Below are 17,821 nucleotides of genomic sequence, written 5' to 3' on the forward strand. Positions count from 1 at the left end.
GCCCCGCGAAGAGGATCGGGTGGGACAACGACCGGAGTTGCCAGGCGGGGGAGGTGCCGTCACAGGGCTGTGGCGACCTTCCACGCCGAGTGCATCGCACCCTCGATGTAGTCGACCGATCCCGCGTCGCCGACCACCCGGACATCGAGATCGGCACCGGTCAGCCGGTCCGCGAGCGGCGCCGCGGCCGAGACGCCGGATGCGACGATCACCATGCGCGCGGGCGCCGACATCGACGTGCTGTCGACGGTGAATTCGACGGTGTTGCGGGTGATCCGGTCCACGGTGACATTGCGGTGCACCGTCAGTCCCAGCTCCTTGGCGTGTTTGGCGGCCGTCCACCGGCGCGGCATCGCCATCGGCACACCGAGCTGTTGCCCGTCGGCGAGCAGGGTGACGCGGCTTCCGCGCTCGGCCATGAACTCGGCGAGCTCGAGGCCGACGAGCGAGCCGCCGATCACGACGACATCCTTCGCCATCGGAAGGTAGCGCAGGAAGCGGGTGCTCAGGGCGCGGATGCGTTCGGCGCTCGAGGTCACGCCCGCCAGCTTCCCGAGCTTGCTCGCCGCGCGGAGGAGCAGCGTCTGGTCCGACACGTCGCCGGTGCCGGTCATCAGCGCCCGCATGCTGTCGCCGGTGTGCACATGCGGCAGGTCGCCGCCGGGTACCGTCGGCCGCTCACGCACAGCGCCGGTCGCGACGACCACGACGTCCGGGTTCAGCGCCCGGATCGACTCCGGGGTTGCCTCGGTGCGGAGCCGCACGTCGATGCCGAGGCGGTCCACTTCTTCGGTCAGCCAACGCAACAGGCGTCCGTTGTCCGGTGTGGTCAGCGACGAGAACCACAGGGTGCCGCCCAGTCGGTCGGCCTTGTCGAGGATCGTGACCTGGTGGCCGCGTTCGGTGGCGACGCGGGCGGTTTCCAGGCCGCCCGGCCCGGCACCCACGACCACGACGCGTTTGGGCTTGGAGCCGCGCACGAACGGAACCAGGCCCTCGTTGCCCAATGCGGGATTCACGGCGCAGATCGGTGTGCCGTCCCAGAAGTTCTCCTGCACACATACGTAACAGTTGATGCACGGCCGAACCTGTGCGGCGCGCCCCGATTTCAGCTTGCCGACCAGCTCCGGGTCGGCAAGCAGCTGGCGGCCCATCGCCACGAAATCGGTGTCGCCGTCCGCGATCATCTTCTCGCCGACCTCGGGCAGCATGCGGCCGACGGTGATGACCGGAATCGACACGGCGCGCTTGATGATCGCGGCGTTGTGGGTGTAGAAGCCGACCTTGTCGGGCAGCGGGCCGTCGGTGAAGTTCGCGAACGCGTTCAGCGCGGTGCCCGAGACGTGGATCGCGTCGGCCCCGGCGTCCTCGAACATCTTCGCCGAGGCGGCGGCCTCCTCGACGGTGATCCCGTCTGTCTCCCCGTATTCCTGGCCGGCGACACGCACGATCACGGCGAGCCCGTCGCCGACCGTGTCCTTGACGGCGCGGACGACCTCGCACGTGAGGCGGGCACGGTTCTCGAGCGTGCCGCCGTACTCGTCGGTGCGCTGGTTGGTGTAGCGGCTCAGGAAGGCGCCGAGCACGTAGTTGTGCGCGACGTGGATCTCGACGGCATCGCCGCCTGCGGCGAGTACGCGGCCCGCTGCCTCCGCGAACATGCGGATCAGCCATGCGATGTCGTCCTCGTCGGCGACGTGGAAGGTGGGCTTCTTGCCGCTGTTGACGGCGGCCATCTTCTGCAGTTCCTCCGGCGTGCAGTCGATCATCGCGCTCATGTCGCCGGGTGGTTTCGGCAGGGTCGGCACCAGCTGCGGGCGGTCCTGGAGGGTGTCGATACGTGCGACCTTGCCGTGGTGGGTCATCTGGACGCACAGCTTGCTGCCCGCGTCGTGCACGGCGTCGGCGAGCGCTGCGAGGCCGGGGATGAACCGGTCCTCGGACAGGCCCGGTTCCTTCTCGCTCGCGCAGCCCACGGGATAGGCGACGGCGCAGCATCCGGTGATGATCAGGCCGGTACCGCCCGCCGCGCGCGCGGCGAAATGGTCGATGTCGCCCTGCTCGATCTCGCCGTCCTCGCACAGGTTCATGTCCATCGCGGGCATCACGACCCGGTTGTCGAGGGACATCGGCCCGATGCGGCCGGGGGAGAGGAGGTGCGGATATGCCGTGCGCTCGTCGGTCTTCACGGGCCGCAACGGTATTGCGCGCCGCGCGCGCGGTCTGCGTCGCTCTCGGTCTGCGGGACCGGTGGGACCCGAAGACCGGTGCCTCGGGAACGCGAACGGGCCCACCCGCGGAAGCGGATGGGCCCGTTCGGAACAGCCGGTGTCCGTCGGCTGCGCCGACTCGTGCCGACTCAGACGTCGTAGTAGAGCTGGAACTCGTAGGGGTGCGGGCGCAGGTTGACCGGCGCGATCTCGTTCTCACGCTTGAAGGAGATCCAGTTCTCGATCAGGTCCTCGGTGAACACGCCACCCTCGGTGAGGTACTCGTGGTCCTGCTCGAGGCGGTCGATGACGGCGGGCAGGCTGGTGGGAGCCTGCGGGATGCCCTTGGCTTCCTCGGGCGGAAGCTCGTAGAGGTCCTTGTCGACCGGCGCCATCGGCTCGATCTTGTTCTTGATGCCGTCGAGGCCTGCGAGCATCTGCGCCGCGAACGACAGGTACGGGTTGCCCGACGAGTCGGGGGCGCGGAACTCGAGGCGCTTGGCCTTGGGGTTGTTGCCCGTGATCGGGATGCGCACGGCGGCCGAGCGGTTGCGCTGGCTGTAGACGAGGTTGATGGGGGCCTCGTAGCCGGGAACCAGGCGATGGTACGAGTTGATCGTCGGGTTGGTGAACGCGAGCAGCGACGGCGCGTGGTGCAGGATGCCGCCGATGTAGTGGCGCGCGAGATCCGACAGGCCCGCGTAGCCGGCCTCGTCGTGGAACAGCGGCTTGCCGTCCTTCCACAGCGACTGGTGCACGTGCATGCCCGAGCCGTTGTCGCCGAACAGGGGCTTCGGCATGAAGGTGACGGACTTGCCCGCCGCCCACGCCGTGTTCTTGACGATGTACTTGAACAGCTGCAGGTCGTCGGCCGCGTGGAGCAGCGTGTTGAACTTGTAGTTGATCTCGGCCTGGCCGGCGGTGCCGACCTCGTGGTGGCCACGTTCGATCTCGAAACCGGCGTTCTGCAGGTTGGTGGTGATCTCGTCGCGCAGGTCGACGTAGTGGTCGTACGGGGCGACAGGGAAGTAGCCGCCCTTCGCGCGCACCTTGTAGCCGAGGTTCGGCGAGCCGTCGGGGTTGCGGTCGGAGCCGGTGTTCCACGCGCCCGAGACCGAGTCGATCTTGTAGAAGGCGCCGTTCATCTGCGAGTCGTACGAGATCGAGTCGAAGATGTAGAACTCGGCTTCGGCACCGAAGAATGCGGTGTCGGCGATGCCGGTGCTCTTGAGGTATTCCTCCGCCTTGCGTGCGACATTGCGGGGGTCGCGGCTGTACGCCTCACGCGTGAACGGATCGTGCACGAAGAAGTCGACGTTGAGCGTCTTGGCTGCGCGGAACGGGTCGACGCGCGCCGTCGTGACATCCGGCAGCAGCATCATGTCGGACTCGTGGATCGACTGGAAACCACGCACCGACGAGCCGTCGAACGCGAGACCGTCGTCGAAGACGTCCTGGTTGAACGCCGCGGCGGGAATCGAGAAGTGCTGCTGGGTGCCCGGAAGATCGGTGAACCGGACGTCGACGTACTCGATGTTCTCGTCCGCGATGAACTTGATGACCTCTTCGGCCGTGGTGAACGCCACGCTTGTGCTCCTTAATTCGTTTCAGCCAAGTGGTGATGGCGAATCCGTCGACCGAGAGGGTATGGAGACGGTGTTGCCCGCGAGTCAACCACTTGTTTCGCCCATGTTACGCATCGCGTTGTGCTGCACGGACGCACTCGTGTGACCCTGTCCACACCGGTCGACGGTCGCCGCAGCCGCGTCCCTGGCCGGACGCCTATCCTGGTACACATGGCACGCATAACCGGCAGCTGGCTCTCCGGACCCTCGGCCGCTCTCCCGAAAGATGCCGACGGCAGCGCGCAGGCGTACCGCGGCGAACGGCTCGGTCTCCCTGCCGACGGCCCCGGTGCGCTCTCCGGCAACGGTCGCCGGTTGTGGGCACTGCTCGTCGACTGGTTGCTGTCGATGGGCGTCGCGATGCTCATCGTGCGCGGCGAGCAGGCGTTCGAAGGGCCCGTCTCGACGGTCACGCTGCTCGTGTGGTTCGTGATGGGCGTCGTGTGCGTGTCGCTGTTCTCGTTCACGCCCGGTCAACTGCTGTTCGGCATCCAGGTGGCACGCGTCGACGCACCCGCGAAGGTCGGCTTCGTGCGCGCGCTCGGCCGGCAGCTGCTGTTGTCGTTCGTGGTGCCCGCGCTCGTCGCGGACATCGACGCACGCGGTATGCAGGACCGCGCGACCGGCACGGGATTGGTCCGGTCGCGCTGACGCGGCCCGATCCGCGCGCTGGTCAGCGCCTGCGAATCGTGCGCTGGACGCCACGCATCTTGGCGCCACCGGGGATCGGCCCCTTGGGGAGTGCGGCACCGCCACCGCCTCGGCTGCTGAGCGCCGACAGCCGGCTCTCGATCGTGTCCATGCGCTTGGTGTCGATGTTGCGGGGCAGCTTCGTGAGGCGCTTCTGCAGCTGCGACAGCGGAACCTGGCCCTCGTCGTTGCCGATCACGAGGTCGTAGATCGGGGTGTCGCCCACGAGGCGCGCGATGCGCTTCTTCTCCTGCGCGACGAGCGAACGGACTCGCTGCGGACTGCCCTCCGCGACCAGGACGATTCCGGGCCGGCCGATCACACGATGCACCGCGTCGAGCTGCGTCGTGCCTGCCACCGCGGTCTTGACGCGCCATTGGCCCTGCAGATTGTCGAGTGCCCACGCGGCGGCGCCCGCCTGGCCCTCGGCCTTGGCGTAGACGGACTTCTGCACGCGGCGGCCGAACACGATGAACGCGCCGAGTAGACCCAGCAGAATGCCGATCGGCAGCAGGAACCATTCGAGATCCCACACGAGGCCGATCAGGAAGAACACGACGGCCGCCGCCACGACGATGCCGATCATGATCGGCAGCAGCGCCTTGTCTTCCTTGCGCTGCATCTGGAACGCCTGCCACAGCTGTGTCCTGCGTTCCTTGGAAGCCTGTTTGCGCGCGGCCTTGGCCGCCGCCTTCGCTTCCTTCGTGGGCTTGCCGCCCTTGCCCTTGCCGCCCTGGGTCCTGCCGTTCGCCATGCTCACCAGGATACGTGCCCGGCGCCGAGCGCTCGCCCTCCGGTGCCGGTCGGCGTGCGCGCGTTCAGCGCGAGAGGCGTGCCATCAGGGCGCCCGCCTCCTGCGAGGCGTCGCCGCCCTCGGCGAGGTGCTGCTGGCCGGCAGGCAGGGGCCGCCCGTGACGCTCCATGGCCTGTGCGTACAGCCGGCCCGCGCGGTACGACGACCGCACGAGCGGGCCCGCCATGACGCCGGCGAATCCGATCTCCTCGGCGGCCTTCGAATGCTCGACGAACTCCTCGGGCTTGACCCAGCGTTCGACGGGATGATGCCGAGGGGACGGGCGCAGGTACTGCGTGATGGTGAGGATGTCGCATCCGGCCTCGTGCAGGTCGATCATCGCCTGGTGCACCTCGTCGGGCGTCTCGCCCATGCCGAGGATCAGGTTGGACTTGGTGACCAGACCGAACTCGCGTGCCGCGGTGAGCACGCCGAGCGAGCGCTCGTAGCGGAATGCGGGCCGGATGCGCTTGAAGATGCGGGGCACCGTCTCGACATTGTGTGCGAGCACCTCGGGCCGGGATTCGAAGACCTCGGCGAGCAGATCCGGCTTGCCGTTGAAGTCGGGGATCAGGTTCTCGACGCCCGTGCCCGGGTTGAGCTGATGGATCCGGCGGACCGTCTCGGCGTAGAGCCACGCACCGCCGTCGGGGAGGTCGTCGCGCGCGACACCGGTGATCGTGGAATAACGCAGGCCCATCGCCTGCACGCTCTCGGCGACGCGGCGCGGCTCGTCGCGGTCCAACGCGGCGGGCTTGCCGGTGTCGATCTGGCAGAAGTCGCAGCGACGCGTGCACTGCTCGCCACCGATCAGGAAGGTGGCTTCGCGGTCTTCCCAGCACTCGTAGATGTTGGGGCAGCCGGCCTCTTCGCACACCGTGTGCAGGCCTTCGCGCTTGACCAAGCCCTTGAGCTCCGAGTATTCGGGACCCATCTTGGCGCGGGTCTTGATCCAACTCGGCTTGCGTTCGATGGGGGTCTCCGCATTTCGGATCTCGAGGCGGAGCAGCTTGCGTCCTTCTGGGGCCACAGTCACGGGTCCGATCGTACGCCCGGAGTGCGCGTCGTCGGGGCCGGGGTGACGATGCGGAAAGCGCTGTGAGAGCTACCGGAGAGTAGCGTCGTCAGCCGTATCGGACGGTGGTGAACTGTGGCGCCGCGGTGGGCTCGGGAAGGTCGGGCGAGACCCGCGCGATGTCGTGTTCGGTGACCGGGAGTTCACCGTCCAGAGCGGCGAGAACCGCCGCGGTGACGGCCGGGCGGATGTCGTCGATGGTGACGTCGCGGCCGAGTTCGTTCGAGAGCGTCGTGACGCCTGCGTCGCGGATTCCGCACGGCACGATTGCATCGAAACCGGTGAGCTCCGCATTGCAGTTGAGTGAGAAGCCGTGCATCGTGACGCCGCGCTGAACCCGCACGCCGATCGCCGCGACCTTGCGTTCGGGCAGCCACACCCCGTCGCGCGTCGTGGCGGCGAGCCACACACCCGACCGGCCCTCGACTCGCCCGCAGTCGATGCCGAGGCCGGTGACGACCGTGATGAGCGCTTCTTCGAGGCGGCGTACGTAACGCACGACGTCGATCGGCTCGGCGAGCTTGATGATCGGATAGCCGACGAGCTGACCGGGACCGTGCCACGTGATCTTGCCGCCGCGGTCGACGTCGACGACGGCGGTGCCGTCGGTGGGCCGGTCCTCCGGCTCGGTGCGGCGCCCCGCGGTGTACACCGCCGGATGCTCGAGCAACAGCAGCGTGTCGGTGCCGTCGCCGTCGGCCCGCTGCTCGGCCAGCGCACGCTGGCGCTCCCACGCCGCCATGTAGTCGATGAGGCCGAGGTCGAGAACGGACACCGGGCTCGCGGCCGCGCGAGCCGAGATCGGAGCTGTCGTCATGAACTGCCACGCTACGCCGCCCTGCGGACGCGGTGCGCGGCGGTGACCCGATCCGGGGGAGCGCTGCGCAGACGCGCCGCGGGGCGCTGCCGGAGATCCGGCAGCGCCCCGCGGAGAGCCGTGCAGCGAGTTCGTCAGAGGCCGAGATCGGCTTCGAACGCGCCGTCCTCGAGCCGCTGCTTGATCGTGGTGAGGAAACGACCGGCGTCGGCGCCGTCGACCAGGCGATGGTCGTAGGTGAGCGGAAGGAAGCACATCGACCGCACACCGATCGACTCGTTGCCCGCCTCGTCGGCGACCACGACCGGACGCTTGACGATCGCGCCGGTGCCGAGCATCGCCGCTTGCGGCGGCACCAGGATCGGGGTGTCGAACAGGGCGCCCTGGCTGCCGATGTTGGTGACCGTGAACGTGCCACCGGACAGTTCGTCGGGCTTGAGGCCGCCCGTGCGTGCGCGGTTCGCGATGTCGGCGATCGCGCGGGCCACGCCGCCGAGCGACAGATCGCCGGCATTGTGGACGACGGGGGAGAGCAGACCCTGCTCGGTGTCGACCGCGATGCCGAGGTTGACGGCGTCGTGGTACGTGATCTCCTTGCTGTCCGAGTCGTAGCTCGCGTTGACGTTCGGGTGCACCTTGAGTGCCTCGACCACGGCCTTCGCGAAGAACGGCAGGAACGTCAGCTTGACGCCCTCGCGTTCGAGGAAGGTGTTCTTCGCGCGGGCGCGCAGCGCCGCGATGCGCGTGACGTCGACCTCGAACACCTGCGTGAGCTGCGCGGTGGTCTGCAGCGACTCGAGCGTCTTGGCCGCCGTGATCTGGCGGATGCGGTTCGCCTTCTGCGTGGTGCCGCGCAGGTGCTGCAGTTCGGGGCGGACACCCGCGGGCGCGGACGACGCCGGAGCCGATGCGGCCGGTGCCGGCTGAGCCGGTGCGGCAGGTGCCTTCTGGGCTTCCGCGGCCGCGAGCACGTCCTGCTTGCGGATGCGGCCACCGACCCCGGTGCCGGTGACGGTCGACAGGTCGACGCCGTTGTCGGCCGCGAGCTTGCGCACGAGCGGAGTGACGTAGGGCGTGGCGTCGCCCGCGGCGGGAGCGGCGGGCTCGGCCGCAGGAGCGGGGGCAGGGGCAGTCTTCGCCGCGGGCTCCTGCGCGGGTGCGGGTGTCGGCGCGGGTGCCGCCTTCGGTGCGGGCTCGGGTTCGGGCTCCGGTTCCGGCTTCGCGGCGGGTGCGGACTGGGCGGCGGGTGCGGACTGGGCGGCGGGTGCGGACTGCGCGGCGGGTGCGGACTGCGCGGCGGGTGCGGACTGCGCGGCGGGTGCACCGGAGCCGATGACCGCGAGCTGTCCGCCGACGTCCACGGTGTCGTCTTCCTGGGCCGTGATCTCGAGGAGGGTGCCGGCCACCGGGGACGGGATCTCGGTGTCGACCTTGTCGGTGGAGACCTCGAGCAGCGGCTCGTCGACCTCGACGCTGTCGCCGACCGACTTGAGCCACCGGGTGACGGTGCCCTCGGTGACGGACTCGCCGAGCTCCGGCATCGAGACGGGGGTGCCCTCCGATGCGGAGTCCGAGCCGGTGGGGGCCGACGCGGCGGGTGCGCTCGCGGGTGCCTCGGGCTCGGCTGCCTGCTGCTCCTGCTGGGGAGCCGGTGCCGCCGCTTCCTCGGCGGCGGGTGCGGGGGCGCTCTCGGCCTGCTCGCCCGCGTCGCCGATGACGGCCAACTCGCCGCCGATCTCGACGGTGTCGTCCTCCTGCGCGACGATCTTCGTCAGCACGCCTGCCGCGGGGGACGGGATCTCGGTGTCGACCTTGTCGGTGGACACTTCGAGCAGCGGCTCGTCCACTTCGACCGTGTCCCCCTCCTGCTTGAGCCACCGCGTGACAGTTCCCTCGGTGACGCTCTCACCAAGAGCTGGCATCTGGACGGAGAAGGCCATGTCTTTTGACTCCTCGACGGTTGTGTTCGGGTTCTGAAATTCTGTCGACTTGTGGTCGTGACCATTGTGCGCGTGCCACGTGCGCGCCGCGGTCGGCTGCCTGAAATCCTTCAGCGCTCGAGTCGGTCGCGGTGTCGGCCGACACTCATCTTTCCACTCGCGCAACGAACGTGCCCACGGAGGTGCCCTTCCTGCAGCGCGTCGCGTTGCTACTGGTCAGTAGGGCTCCGGTGCCTGTTTCGGCACCGCTGGCAGAATGGAGGGCGAGCACGCGTCGGCGTGCGCGACGCCCGAACCCAGGAGGTGTGCGGTGGGTCTGTTCGACCGAATCGCCGGCCGGAAGCCACGTGCTGCGTCGCTGTCGTCGGGCGACGCCGATCACCTCGCGCGGTGGGCGCGCGAACACCGCGGCGTCGAGGCATACATCGAACCCGCGACCGTGGTCACCGAGGTGACCGCGGTCCTCGTCGCGCACGACGGCGAGTGGACGCGCCGGAAGGTCGGTGGCGAGAAGGGTGCTCGCAAACTCGGCCGCGACCTGCACATCCCGGTGTACGACGTGCGCAAGACCGGCTATCCGCAGCGGATGCGGGACTACGACGCGCGCCGCCGCATCGAACGCAAGCGCGCGCAGCTCGAACGCGACAGCGAACCCTGATCCGCGCGCGGATCAGGGTTCGCCGGTCGGTCAGCCGTTCGCGGCGATGTCCTCGAGTACCGAGATCATGGTGCGCACCGGCACTCCGGTGCCGCCCTTGCCGGTGTATCCCCACGCTCCGCCGGTGTTGTACGCGGGGCCCGCGACGTCGATGTGCGCCCACTGCACGCCGTCGGCCACGAACTCCTTCAGGAACAGTGCGGCCGCGAGCATGCCGCCCCACCGGTTGTTCGTGACGTTCGCGAGGTCGGCGACCTTCGAGGACAGGTCGCCGCGGATCTCGGCGGGCATCGGCATCGGCCAGCCGTTCTCGCCGATGCCCTGCGAGATGCGCGCGACGCGGTCGCGGAACTCGTCGGTGCCCATCACCCCCGGGGTGCGATTGCCGAGCGCGACCATCTGTGCGCCGGTGAGCGTCGCGGTGTCGATCAGGTAGTCCGGGTCGTCCTCGCACGCACGGACGATCGCGTCGGCGAGGATCAGGCGACCCTCGGCATCGGTGTTGATCACCTCGACCGTGGTGCCGCCGTACTGCGTGAGGACGTCGCCGGGGCGCTGCGCCGTGGCGGACGGCATGTTCTCCGCCATCGGCACCGTCGCGGTCACGTTCACCTTCAGATTCAGTTCCGCCGCGAGCGCGACGGTCGCGACGACCGCGGCCGCGCCGCCCATGTCGGACGTCATGTTCTCCATGCCCGCCGCGGGCTTGATCGAGATGCCGCCGGTGTCGAACGTGACGCCCTTGCCGACGAGCGCAACCGACGCCGCGCCGCGCTTGCCGCCCGAGTACGCGAGGCGCACGAGCCGCGGCGGACGGGACGAGCCCTTGCCGACACCCACGATGCCGCCGTAGCCGCTCTTCTCGAGTGCCTTCTCGTCGAGTACCTCGACCTTCAGCCCGGCATCCGAGCCGAGCTGCCGTGCGCGGTCGGCGAACTCGGCGGGGGAGAGGATGTTGGGCGGGGTGTTGACGAGTTCGCGGGCCGTTGCGACGGCGCGGGCGATCGCCGTCGAGCGGGCGACCGTCGCCTTCGTCTCGCGCGCTTTGGGGGCGGCGACCAGCAGTTCGACGGTGCGCACCGGCGCCGCGTCGTCGGCGGGTGCCGTCTTGGCCGAGCGGAACGCGGTGAACGTGTACGCGCCGAGTGCGAAGCCCTCCGCCGCCGCGCCGAGGTCGAGTGCCGACAGTGTGGTCGCGGCCGTGCCGACGCCCTTCAGCGTGCGGGCGGCCGCACCCGCGGCGCGTCGGATGCCGTCGGCGTCGAGCGACTGGGCGTCGCCCAGACCGACCGCGACGACGCTCGCGACCGACAGCCCCGACGGCGCCGGAACACGCACCGTCTCCTCCGCGGCACCCGTGGCGCCCACCGCGATCAGGTCGTCGAGCAGTTCGGCGAGGACGGCCTCGTCGACCACGCCGTCGGCGAGCGCGAGTTCGGGTCCGTCGCCGCCCGCGGTCGTCCCGACGACGAGGACCTCGGCAGCCTTGCCGGGCGCGGACGCCGGAACCAGTTCGGGAAGCTCGGGCCGGATGGAATGAGTGCTCACGTTCTCTCCTGATCGCAGGTTCGGGATGGTGCGATGCTAATCCCGCTCGCACGATAGGTTGGCCGCATGAGCGAGCAGTCCCCCGAACAGCAGCATCTCCAGCAGGGTCCCGTCCACGCACTCCACGTCGAACTCGGTGCCACCTTCGCGCCGTTCGGTGGATGGGAGATGCCGGTGTCGTACGCCGGAGTCGTCGCCGAGCACACCGCCGTGCGTGAGGCAGTCGGGTTGTTCGACGTCAGCCACCTCGGCAAGGCGCTCGTGTCCGGCCCCGGCGCCGCCGACTTCGTCGACCGCTGTCTCACCAACGACCTCGCGAAGGTCGCGCCCGGCAAAGCGCAGTACACGCTGTGCTGCACCGACAACGGCGGCGTGATCGACGACCTCATCGCGTACTGGGTGTCGCCCGACGAGGTGTTCCTCGTCCCGAACGCCGCCAACACGGCCGACGTCGTGGCCGCACTCGCCGCGGTCGCCCCCGAGGGCGTCACGGTCACCGACCGCCATCGCGACTTCGGCGTGCTCGCGGTGCAGGGCCCGCGCTCGGTCGAGGTACTCGACGAGCTCGGCCTGCCTACCGATCTCGAATACATGTCGTTCGTGGACGCCGACTGGAACGGCGTCCCCGTCCGGGTGTGCCGCTCCGGCTACACCGGCGAGATCGGCTTCGAGCTCGTCCCGCGCTGGGAGGACAGCGAGGCACTGTTCCGGGCTCTGCTCGATCCCGTCCGCAGCCGCGGCGGTCAGGTCGCCGGTCTCGGTGCCCGCGACACGCTGCGCACCGAGATGGGCTACCCGCTGCACGGACACGAACTGAGCCGCGACATCTCGCCCCTCGAGGCCCGCACGGGATGGGCCGTCGGCTGGAAGAAGCCCGAGTTCTTCGGGCGAGACGCGCTCGTCGCTCAGCGCGAAGCCGGTGCACCGCGCAAACTGTGGGGCCTGAAGGCGCTCGGTCGCGGTGTGCTGCGTCCCGAGCTCACCGTGCTGCGCGACGGCGAGCGCGTGGGTGTCACCACGTCCGGCACGTTCTCGCCCACGCTCAAGGCCGGTATCGCGCTCGCGCTGCTCGACAGCGCGGCGGAACTCGCCGTGGGCGACGAGGTGGACGTCGACGTTCGGGGACGGGCGCTGCGCTGCGCCGTCGTGACACCGCCGTTCGTGCAGACCAGCACCAGGTAAGCGGTATTTCGGCGTCGGATACCATCGGTGCATGACCGGTGTCTCCGAATTCGTCCGTGTTCCGCATCCTTCCCCCGCATCCGAGCAGATGCGGCGTGAGGTACTCGCGGCACCCGGTTTCGGCAGGCACTTCACCGACCACATGGTGTCCATCACCTACACCGCGGGCCGCGGTTGGCACGACGCCCGCGTGGAACCGTACGGGCCGTTTCCGCTCGATCCCGCAGCGATGGTCCTGCACTACGGGCAGGCCATCTTCGAAGGGCTCAAGGCGTACCGGCAGACCGACGACTCGATCGCGACCTTCCGCATCGAGGCCAACGCCGAGCGGCTCGCGACGTCCGCCCGCCGGCTCGCGATGCCCGAGCTGCCCACCGACCTGTTCGTCCGCTCGATCCACGAGCTGATCGACGTCGACAACGAATGGGTCCCCGCGGCGGGCGGCGAGGATGCGCTCTACCTGCGTCCGTTCATGTTCGCGACCGAGCCGGGCCTCGGCGTGCGGCCGGCCGACGAATACCGGTACCTGCTCATCGCCTCGCCCGCGGGCGCGTACTTCCCGCGCGGCGTCAAGCCCGTCAGCGTGTGGTTGTCCACCGAGTTCGTGCGCGCCGCACCCGGCGGCACGGGCGCCGCGAAGTTCGCCGGCAACTACGCCGCGTCGTTGCTCGCGCAGGCACAGGCGTCGGAGCAGGGCTGCGACCAGGTCGTGTGGCTCGACGCGCACGAACGGGCGTACGTCGAGGAGATGGGTGGCATGAACCTGTTCTTCGTATTCGGCTCGGGTGCCGACGCCCGCATCGTCACGCCGTCGCTGTCCGGCTCGCTGCTGCCCGGCATCACGCGCGACTCGCTGCTCACCCTCGCGGCCGACTCCGGCTTCGCGGTCGAGGAGCGTCGCATCAGCACCGACGAGTGGCAGACGAAGGCAGAGTCCGGCGAGATCACCGAGGTGTTCGCGTGCGGCACGGCCGCCGTCATCACCCCGGTCGGCCGGGTCAAGTCGACCGACGGCGAGTTCGTGGTCGCCGACGGTGAGCCCGGCGAGGTCACGATGGCACTGCGGGACACACTCACCGGCATCCAGCGCGGCACCTTCGCCGACACGCACAACTGGATGAGCACGCTGCGCGCGGCACCCACGCCCGCGTAACCCGCTCGCCGGACCACGCGGACGACTGTCAGAGCACGAGTACGACGGCCGCCACGGCCACGGTGAGTTCGGTCGCGGCGCCCAGCACGTCGCCCACCAGGCCGCCGAACCTGCGAGTGCAGTGCCGCGCCCCGAGGACGACGAGAACGAGCGCGGCAGCGGCGGCCACCGGCCCCCGCCACCACTCGGGTGCGACGAACACGCCCGCCACGACGAGCAAGGCCGTCCACGTGAGCAGCACGCCCCAGGCCTGGGTGCCTGCCACGAGCGCACCGAACCCGCTCGTCGTGGCGGCGCGCGTGCCCCGCGCACACAGGACGACCACCGCGACCCGCCCCGCAGCGACCGCGAACAAGACCGCGGCCCAGTCGCCGCGCGCCGCCAGCTCGCCCAGGGCGGCAGCCTGCAACCCGAGCACCACGAAGAGCGTCGCGACGCCGAAGGGGCCTGCGCCGCCGTCCTTCATGACCGCGCGTGCGCGATCGGGCGGGCCGTAACACCCGAGGCCGTCGGCGGTGTCGGACAGTCCGTCGACGTGCATGCCGCGTGTCGCGAGCGCGAGCACGCCGACCACGACGAGACCCGTGACCAGTGGGGGAGCGGCCGTGTGTGCGACGAGCGTCGCGACGGCGGCGGCGAGGGCCCCCAACAGGATGCCGACGACGGGTGCCGCGGCGATCGCGCCGCGCGCCACCCGGCGGTCGACGTGCACGGGTCCGTGCACCGGCAGGACCGTCAGCCACGAGAACGCGGTGATCACACCGCGCGATACCGAGGCGACGGCACCCCGCAGCGTCGCGGGCATCTCAGGCGTCCGGGGCAGGAACGGACTCCGGGGCCGCAGCCGGCCCGAGGTCGTCCGCGGGGGTGGTGCCTGTGCTGACGCCCGCCTCGGTGAACGTCGACATCTCCGCGAGGGCCGCGACGGCGCCGCGCACGATCGGCAGCGCCGCGAGGGCTCCCGATCCCTCGCCCAACCGCATGTCGAGTTCGAGCAGCGGCTCGAGGCCCAGCCGGCTCAGCGCGATCGAGTGGGCCGGTTCGGTCGAGCGGTGTCCCGCGACCCACCAGTGCTTCGCGCCGAACGCGAGTTCTTCCGCGACGAGCGCCGCCGCGGTGACCACGAGTCCGTCGAGCACGACCGGAGTGCGTCGTAGCGACGCCTGTGCCAGAAAGCCCGCGGTGGCGGCGAAATCGGCTCCGCCCGCGGTGCGCAGCAGGCCCACCGCGTCACGCATGAACGGGCGTGCACGGCGCATCGCGTCTCTGATCGCGGCGGTCTTGCGCATCCAGCCCGCGTCGTCGACGCCCGTGCCACGGCCGACCGCTGCGACCGGTTCGGTGTCGGTGAGCGTCGCGACGAGCGCCGTGGCAGGCGTCGTGTTACCGATTCCCATGTCGCCGGCGATGAGAAGGTCTGCGCCCGAATCGATCTCGGCATCCGCGATCGCGCGCCCCGCGCCCAGGGCCGCGAGGGTCTCGTCGTGGGTCATCGCGTCCTCGCGGTCGATGGCGCCCGACGAGCGTCGCACCTTGTACTGCGACACCGACGGGTCGGTGTCGGACGCGACGCTCATGTCGACGACGCGCACGCCCGCGCCCGCGACCGCGGCGAGCGCATTGACGGCCGCGCCGCCCGCGACGAAGTTCGCGACCATCTGCGCGGTGACCTCGGCCGGATATGCCGACACCCCGGCCTGCGCGACCCCGTGGTCGCCCGCGAACACGACGACCCGTGGGCGCGCGAACTGTGCGGGCGGGCACGCCCCCTGGCACGCGCTGATCCATTCGCCGAGTTCTTCGAGGCGGCCGAGCGAGCCGGCGGGCTTGGTGAGCGAGAGCTGACGCTCGTGGGCCGCGGCCCGTGCATGCGGATCGGGCGGGGTGATCGGATCGAACCACGCGGCGTCGGTGTGCACAGACTCGTCGGTCACGTGTTGCCTTTCGAGACGGAACCAGGCGGTTCGATCGCCGGGATGTGGGCGTCCGCCGCGACGAGATTATCAACCGGCACGCCGCGCCGACCGCGCGCCGGTTGTGGCAGAAATACGACGGTGAACGGCAAAGCTGCCACTGTCGGGCGCGGCGGGGACCGAGGACGCTCGAGACATGAGCGAATTCGTCGTCTTCGTGGTCCTCGCCGGGGCCCTCGTCGTCCTGCAGCTGGGCATCCTCCGGCTCGGTCGCCGAACCGACGGGGTGCCGCGCGCCCTACGCCGTGCCTACGCGCGGGACATGTTCCGGCCCGACGACGCGCACCACGTCGCCGCGGTCGCCACGACGCGGGGCGTCAGATGGCGTCGCCCGGGCCGACGCGCGGCTTGGGGGCACGCAGCTTACGCAGCTGCGACGCGCGGACGAAGGCGTACCACCCGAGTTTCAGCCCGCCGTCCGTGGTGTCCGGATAGCGGGCACGCACCCGGTTGTTGACCATGCGGCCGAGGAAGATGCCCTCGACGACCATGAACAGCATCATCACCAGCATCACGAGCGTGACGATGGCCTGCACGCCGGGACTCACGAACATCGCCATGATGAGCACGAGAGCGAGCGGCATGAACATGCCCACGAGATTGCGGCGCGCATCGACGATGTCGCGGGCGTACGCGCGCACCGGGCCCTTGTCGCGCGGCAACAGGTACTTGTCCTCGCCCGCGAGCATGCGGGCGCGTCGGTCCGCAGCGGTGGCGCGACGCTCGGCCGCAGCCGCCTTGCGGTCCTGCTTGGAACCGCGCGTGGCCTTGCGACGCGCGCGCGCTTCCTTCGCGGTCATCGGCGCGGGAGCGACCGGACCACGGCGACGCCCTTCGGCGTCGCGGCGCTTGGGTGTGGGACGGCCCTTGCCGACCTGAGCGGAGTCCTGCGCTTCCGGGGATTCCGCCGCAGGCGACGAGTCGGCGGCATCCGCCCGGGTGTTGTCGGGATTGTCGGAGTCTCCGCGGCGCAGCAATTTCACACCTCCAGGGTAATGGGAACGGCGCGCGGGCGTCGAAAGCGGTCCGGACCAGCATCTCCGTCACCTGCGGGTGGGCGCAACCGCTCGTAGACTGCTGCGATGCGAGTGATGATCGCGCCCGACTCGTTCGGCGACACCCTGACGGCCGTCGACGCGTGCGACGCGATGACCGAAGGCTGGCTCACGTCGCGGCCGTCCGATTCGGTGCTCGCCGCCCCGCGCTCGGACGGCGGCCCGGGCTTCGTCGACGTCCTCGCCGAGTCGAGCGGCCTCGCGAGTGCGTCGCCGTCCGTGCGGTCGGCGACGGTGCGCGGGCCGCTGGACGACGACGTCGAGGCCCGATGGCTGTGTGCGGACGGCGTCGCCTACGTCGAATCCGCGCAGGCGTGCGGTCTCGCGCTGCTCGGCAGGCCCGTCTCGCCCGACACCGCGCGACGCGCCCACAGCCGCGGCGTCGGTGAACTCGTCGCGCATGCTCTCGACGCGGGCGCCACCACGATCGTCGTCGGGCTCGGCGGCAGCGCCTGCACCGACGGCGGCCGAGGGCTCGTCGACGCGCTCGGCGGGCTCGACGCCGCCCGCGAGCGGCTCGCCGCCGTCGAGCTGGTCGCCGCGACCGACGTCGAACACGCGCTGCTCGGCCGCGAGGGTGCAGCGCATGTCTTCGGACCGCAGAAGGGTGCCGACGACGAGACGATCGCGTGGCTCGAGGACCGCAATGTCGCATGGGCCCGCGATCTGGAGGAGCGCGCTCCCGATGTCACGCGCGCACCGGGCGCAGGCGCTGCCGGTGGGCTCGGTGCTGCACTGCTCGCGCTCGGAGCCCGCAGACGGTCCGGGGCGGGCGTCGTCGCGGACAGCACCGAGCAGGCCGCCTCGCTGCGGCGCGTCGACCTCGTCCTGACGGGGGAGGGGCGACTCGACGAACAGTCGCTGCGTGGCAAGGTCGTGGCGGCGCTCGCCGCCGCGGCAGCGGAAGTGGGAGTACCCACCGTGTGTCTCGCGGGCCAGGTCGACGTCCCGGCCGAGCGGCTCGCGGCGCACGGCATCTCGTCGGCCTTCTCGCTCACCGACTTCGCAGGCTCGACCGCGCGCGCCATGAGCGAGGCACGTGACCAACTCGTCGCGCTCACCGCCGCGGTGGCGCGTGACTGGACGGCCGGTGAGTGACACA

At 70.4% G+C, this 17,821-nt stretch carries 15 protein-coding genes; 5 read left to right on the plus strand and 10 right to left on the minus strand.

The annotated features are described in order from the left end of the window. Positions 1 to 59: 59 nt before the first annotated feature. Together HCA44_RS08730 and glnA are read right to left on the minus strand one after the other, a co-directional pair. Positions 60 to 2,189 carry an FAD-dependent oxidoreductase gene (locus tag HCA44_RS08730; RefSeq protein ID WP_169648167.1) on the minus strand — a complete coding sequence of 710 codons (2,130 nt, stop codon included), beginning with the start codon at positions 2,187 to 2,189 and terminating at the stop codon, positions 60 to 62. A 170-nt stretch (positions 2,190 to 2,359) separates the two neighbouring features. Further along, positions 2,360 to 3,796, minus strand: a complete 1,437-nt coding sequence (gene glnA / locus HCA44_RS08735; RefSeq protein WP_169648168.1) for a type I glutamate--ammonia ligase — start codon at positions 3,794 to 3,796, stop codon at positions 2,360 to 2,362. Between the two features lie 210 nt (positions 3,797 to 4,006). Between glnA and HCA44_RS08740 the strand changes: the two genes are divergently transcribed. Next, positions 4,007 to 4,486, plus strand: a complete 480-nt coding sequence (locus tag HCA44_RS08740) for an RDD family protein (protein ID WP_169648169.1) — start codon at positions 4,007 to 4,009, stop codon at positions 4,484 to 4,486. Positions 4,487 to 4,508: 22 nt separating this feature from the next. On the opposite strand, the gene HCA44_RS08745 is transcribed toward HCA44_RS08740, so the two are convergent. The 4 genes from HCA44_RS08745 to sucB form a co-directional block, all read right to left on the minus strand. After that, positions 4,509 to 5,279 (minus strand): DUF4191 domain-containing protein, encoded by a 771-nt coding sequence (locus HCA44_RS08745; protein ID WP_169648170.1) that lies wholly within the window; start codon positions 5,277 to 5,279, stop codon positions 4,509 to 4,511. A gap of 64 nt (positions 5,280 to 5,343) precedes the next feature. Beyond that, the gene (gene lipA, locus HCA44_RS08750; RefSeq protein WP_169648171.1) at positions 5,344 to 6,354 is read right to left on the minus strand and encodes a lipoyl synthase; all 1,011 of its coding nucleotides are present in this window, start codon (positions 6,352 to 6,354) and stop codon (positions 5,344 to 5,346) included. A gap of 88 nt (positions 6,355 to 6,442) precedes the next feature. Then, on the minus strand, positions 6,443 to 7,210 hold the full coding sequence (lipB, locus tag HCA44_RS08755; RefSeq protein WP_169648172.1) for a lipoyl(octanoyl) transferase LipB: 768 nt from the start codon (positions 7,208 to 7,210) through the stop codon (positions 6,443 to 6,445). A 134-nt stretch (positions 7,211 to 7,344) separates the two neighbouring features. Beyond that, positions 7,345 to 9,150 (minus strand): 2-oxoglutarate dehydrogenase, E2 component, dihydrolipoamide succinyltransferase, encoded by a 1,806-nt coding sequence (sucB, locus tag HCA44_RS08760; RefSeq protein WP_169648173.1) that lies wholly within the window; start codon positions 9,148 to 9,150, stop codon positions 7,345 to 7,347. A gap of 310 nt (positions 9,151 to 9,460) precedes the next feature. Here sucB and HCA44_RS08765 point away from each other — a divergent pair, with 310 nt between their 5' ends. Further along, complete coding sequence (locus HCA44_RS08765; protein WP_169648174.1) at positions 9,461 to 9,808, plus strand: oxidoreductase; 348 nt, start codon at positions 9,461 to 9,463, stop codon at positions 9,806 to 9,808. A gap of 30 nt (positions 9,809 to 9,838) precedes the next feature. Here HCA44_RS08765 and HCA44_RS08770 read toward each other — a convergent pair whose 3' ends face one another. Then, complete coding sequence (locus HCA44_RS08770) at positions 9,839 to 11,356, minus strand: leucyl aminopeptidase (protein ID WP_169648175.1); 1,518 nt, start codon at positions 11,354 to 11,356, stop codon at positions 9,839 to 9,841. A gap of 66 nt (positions 11,357 to 11,422) precedes the next feature. Here HCA44_RS08770 and gcvT point away from each other — a divergent pair, with 66 nt between their 5' ends. Then, positions 11,423 to 12,538 (plus strand): glycine cleavage system aminomethyltransferase GcvT, encoded by a 1,116-nt coding sequence (gene gcvT / locus HCA44_RS08775; protein ID WP_169648176.1) that lies wholly within the window; start codon positions 11,423 to 11,425, stop codon positions 12,536 to 12,538. 31 nt (positions 12,539 to 12,569) lie between these two features. Beyond that, positions 12,570 to 13,691 (plus strand): branched-chain amino acid aminotransferase, encoded by a 1,122-nt coding sequence (locus HCA44_RS08780; protein WP_169648177.1) that lies wholly within the window; start codon positions 12,570 to 12,572, stop codon positions 13,689 to 13,691. 28 nt (positions 13,692 to 13,719) lie between these two features. Here the strand turns inward: HCA44_RS08780 and HCA44_RS08785 are convergent, their stop codons facing one another. The 3 genes from HCA44_RS08785 to HCA44_RS08795 form a co-directional block, all read right to left on the minus strand. Further along, complete coding sequence (locus HCA44_RS08785; RefSeq protein WP_169648178.1) at positions 13,720 to 14,496, minus strand: adenosylcobinamide-GDP ribazoletransferase; 777 nt, start codon at positions 14,494 to 14,496, stop codon at positions 13,720 to 13,722. 1 nt (position 14,497) lies between these two features. Continuing rightward, entirely contained in the window at positions 14,498 to 15,625 is a 1,128-nt protein-coding gene (cobT, locus tag HCA44_RS08790) for a nicotinate-nucleotide--dimethylbenzimidazole phosphoribosyltransferase (RefSeq protein WP_169648179.1), read from the minus strand. Between the two features lie 356 nt (positions 15,626 to 15,981). Continuing rightward, the gene (locus tag HCA44_RS08795) at positions 15,982 to 16,647 is read right to left on the minus strand and encodes a DUF3043 domain-containing protein (RefSeq protein WP_169648180.1); all 666 of its coding nucleotides are present in this window, start codon (positions 16,645 to 16,647) and stop codon (positions 15,982 to 15,984) included. Positions 16,648 to 16,746: 99 nt separating this feature from the next. On the opposite strand from HCA44_RS08795, the gene HCA44_RS08800 reads away from it, so the two are divergent. Next, positions 16,747 to 17,817, plus strand: coding sequence for a glycerate kinase (locus HCA44_RS08800; protein ID WP_169648181.1), 1,071 nt, complete (start codon positions 16,747 to 16,749; stop codon positions 17,815 to 17,817). The last annotated feature ends 4 nt before the right edge of the window (positions 17,818 to 17,821 follow it).

It is taken from the genome of Rhodococcus sp. HNM0569 (assembly GCF_012726205.1).
In the GTDB taxonomy this organism is placed as follows: Bacteria; Actinomycetota; Actinomycetes; order Mycobacteriales; family Mycobacteriaceae; genus Rhodococcus_F.

Bases quoted from the DNA above. Each gene is read 5' to 3' on its own strand.
- sucB (WP_169648173.1), bottom strand. From the start codon at position 9,150: ATGGCCTTCTCCGTCCAGATGCCAGCTCTTGGTGAGAGCGTCACCGAG.
- HCA44_RS08800 (WP_169648181.1), top strand. From the start codon at position 16,747: ATGCGAGTGATGATCGCGCCCGACTCGTTCGGCGACACCCTGACGGCC.
- lipB (WP_169648172.1), bottom strand. From the start codon at position 7,210: ATGACGACAGCTCCGATCTCGGCTCGCGCGGCCGCGAGCCCGGTGTCC.
- HCA44_RS08745 (WP_169648170.1), bottom strand. From the start codon at position 5,279: ATGGCGAACGGCAGGACCCAGGGCGGCAAGGGCAAGGGCGGCAAGCCC.
- gcvT (WP_169648176.1), top strand. From the start codon at position 11,423: ATGAGCGAGCAGTCCCCCGAACAGCAGCATCTCCAGCAGGGTCCCGTC.
- HCA44_RS08785 (WP_169648178.1), bottom strand. From the start codon at position 14,496: ATGCCCGCGACGCTGCGGGGTGCCGTCGCCTCGGTATCGCGCGGTGTG.
- HCA44_RS08740 (WP_169648169.1), top strand. From the start codon at position 4,007: ATGGCACGCATAACCGGCAGCTGGCTCTCCGGACCCTCGGCCGCTCTC.
- HCA44_RS08780 (WP_169648177.1), top strand. From the start codon at position 12,570: ATGACCGGTGTCTCCGAATTCGTCCGTGTTCCGCATCCTTCCCCCGCA.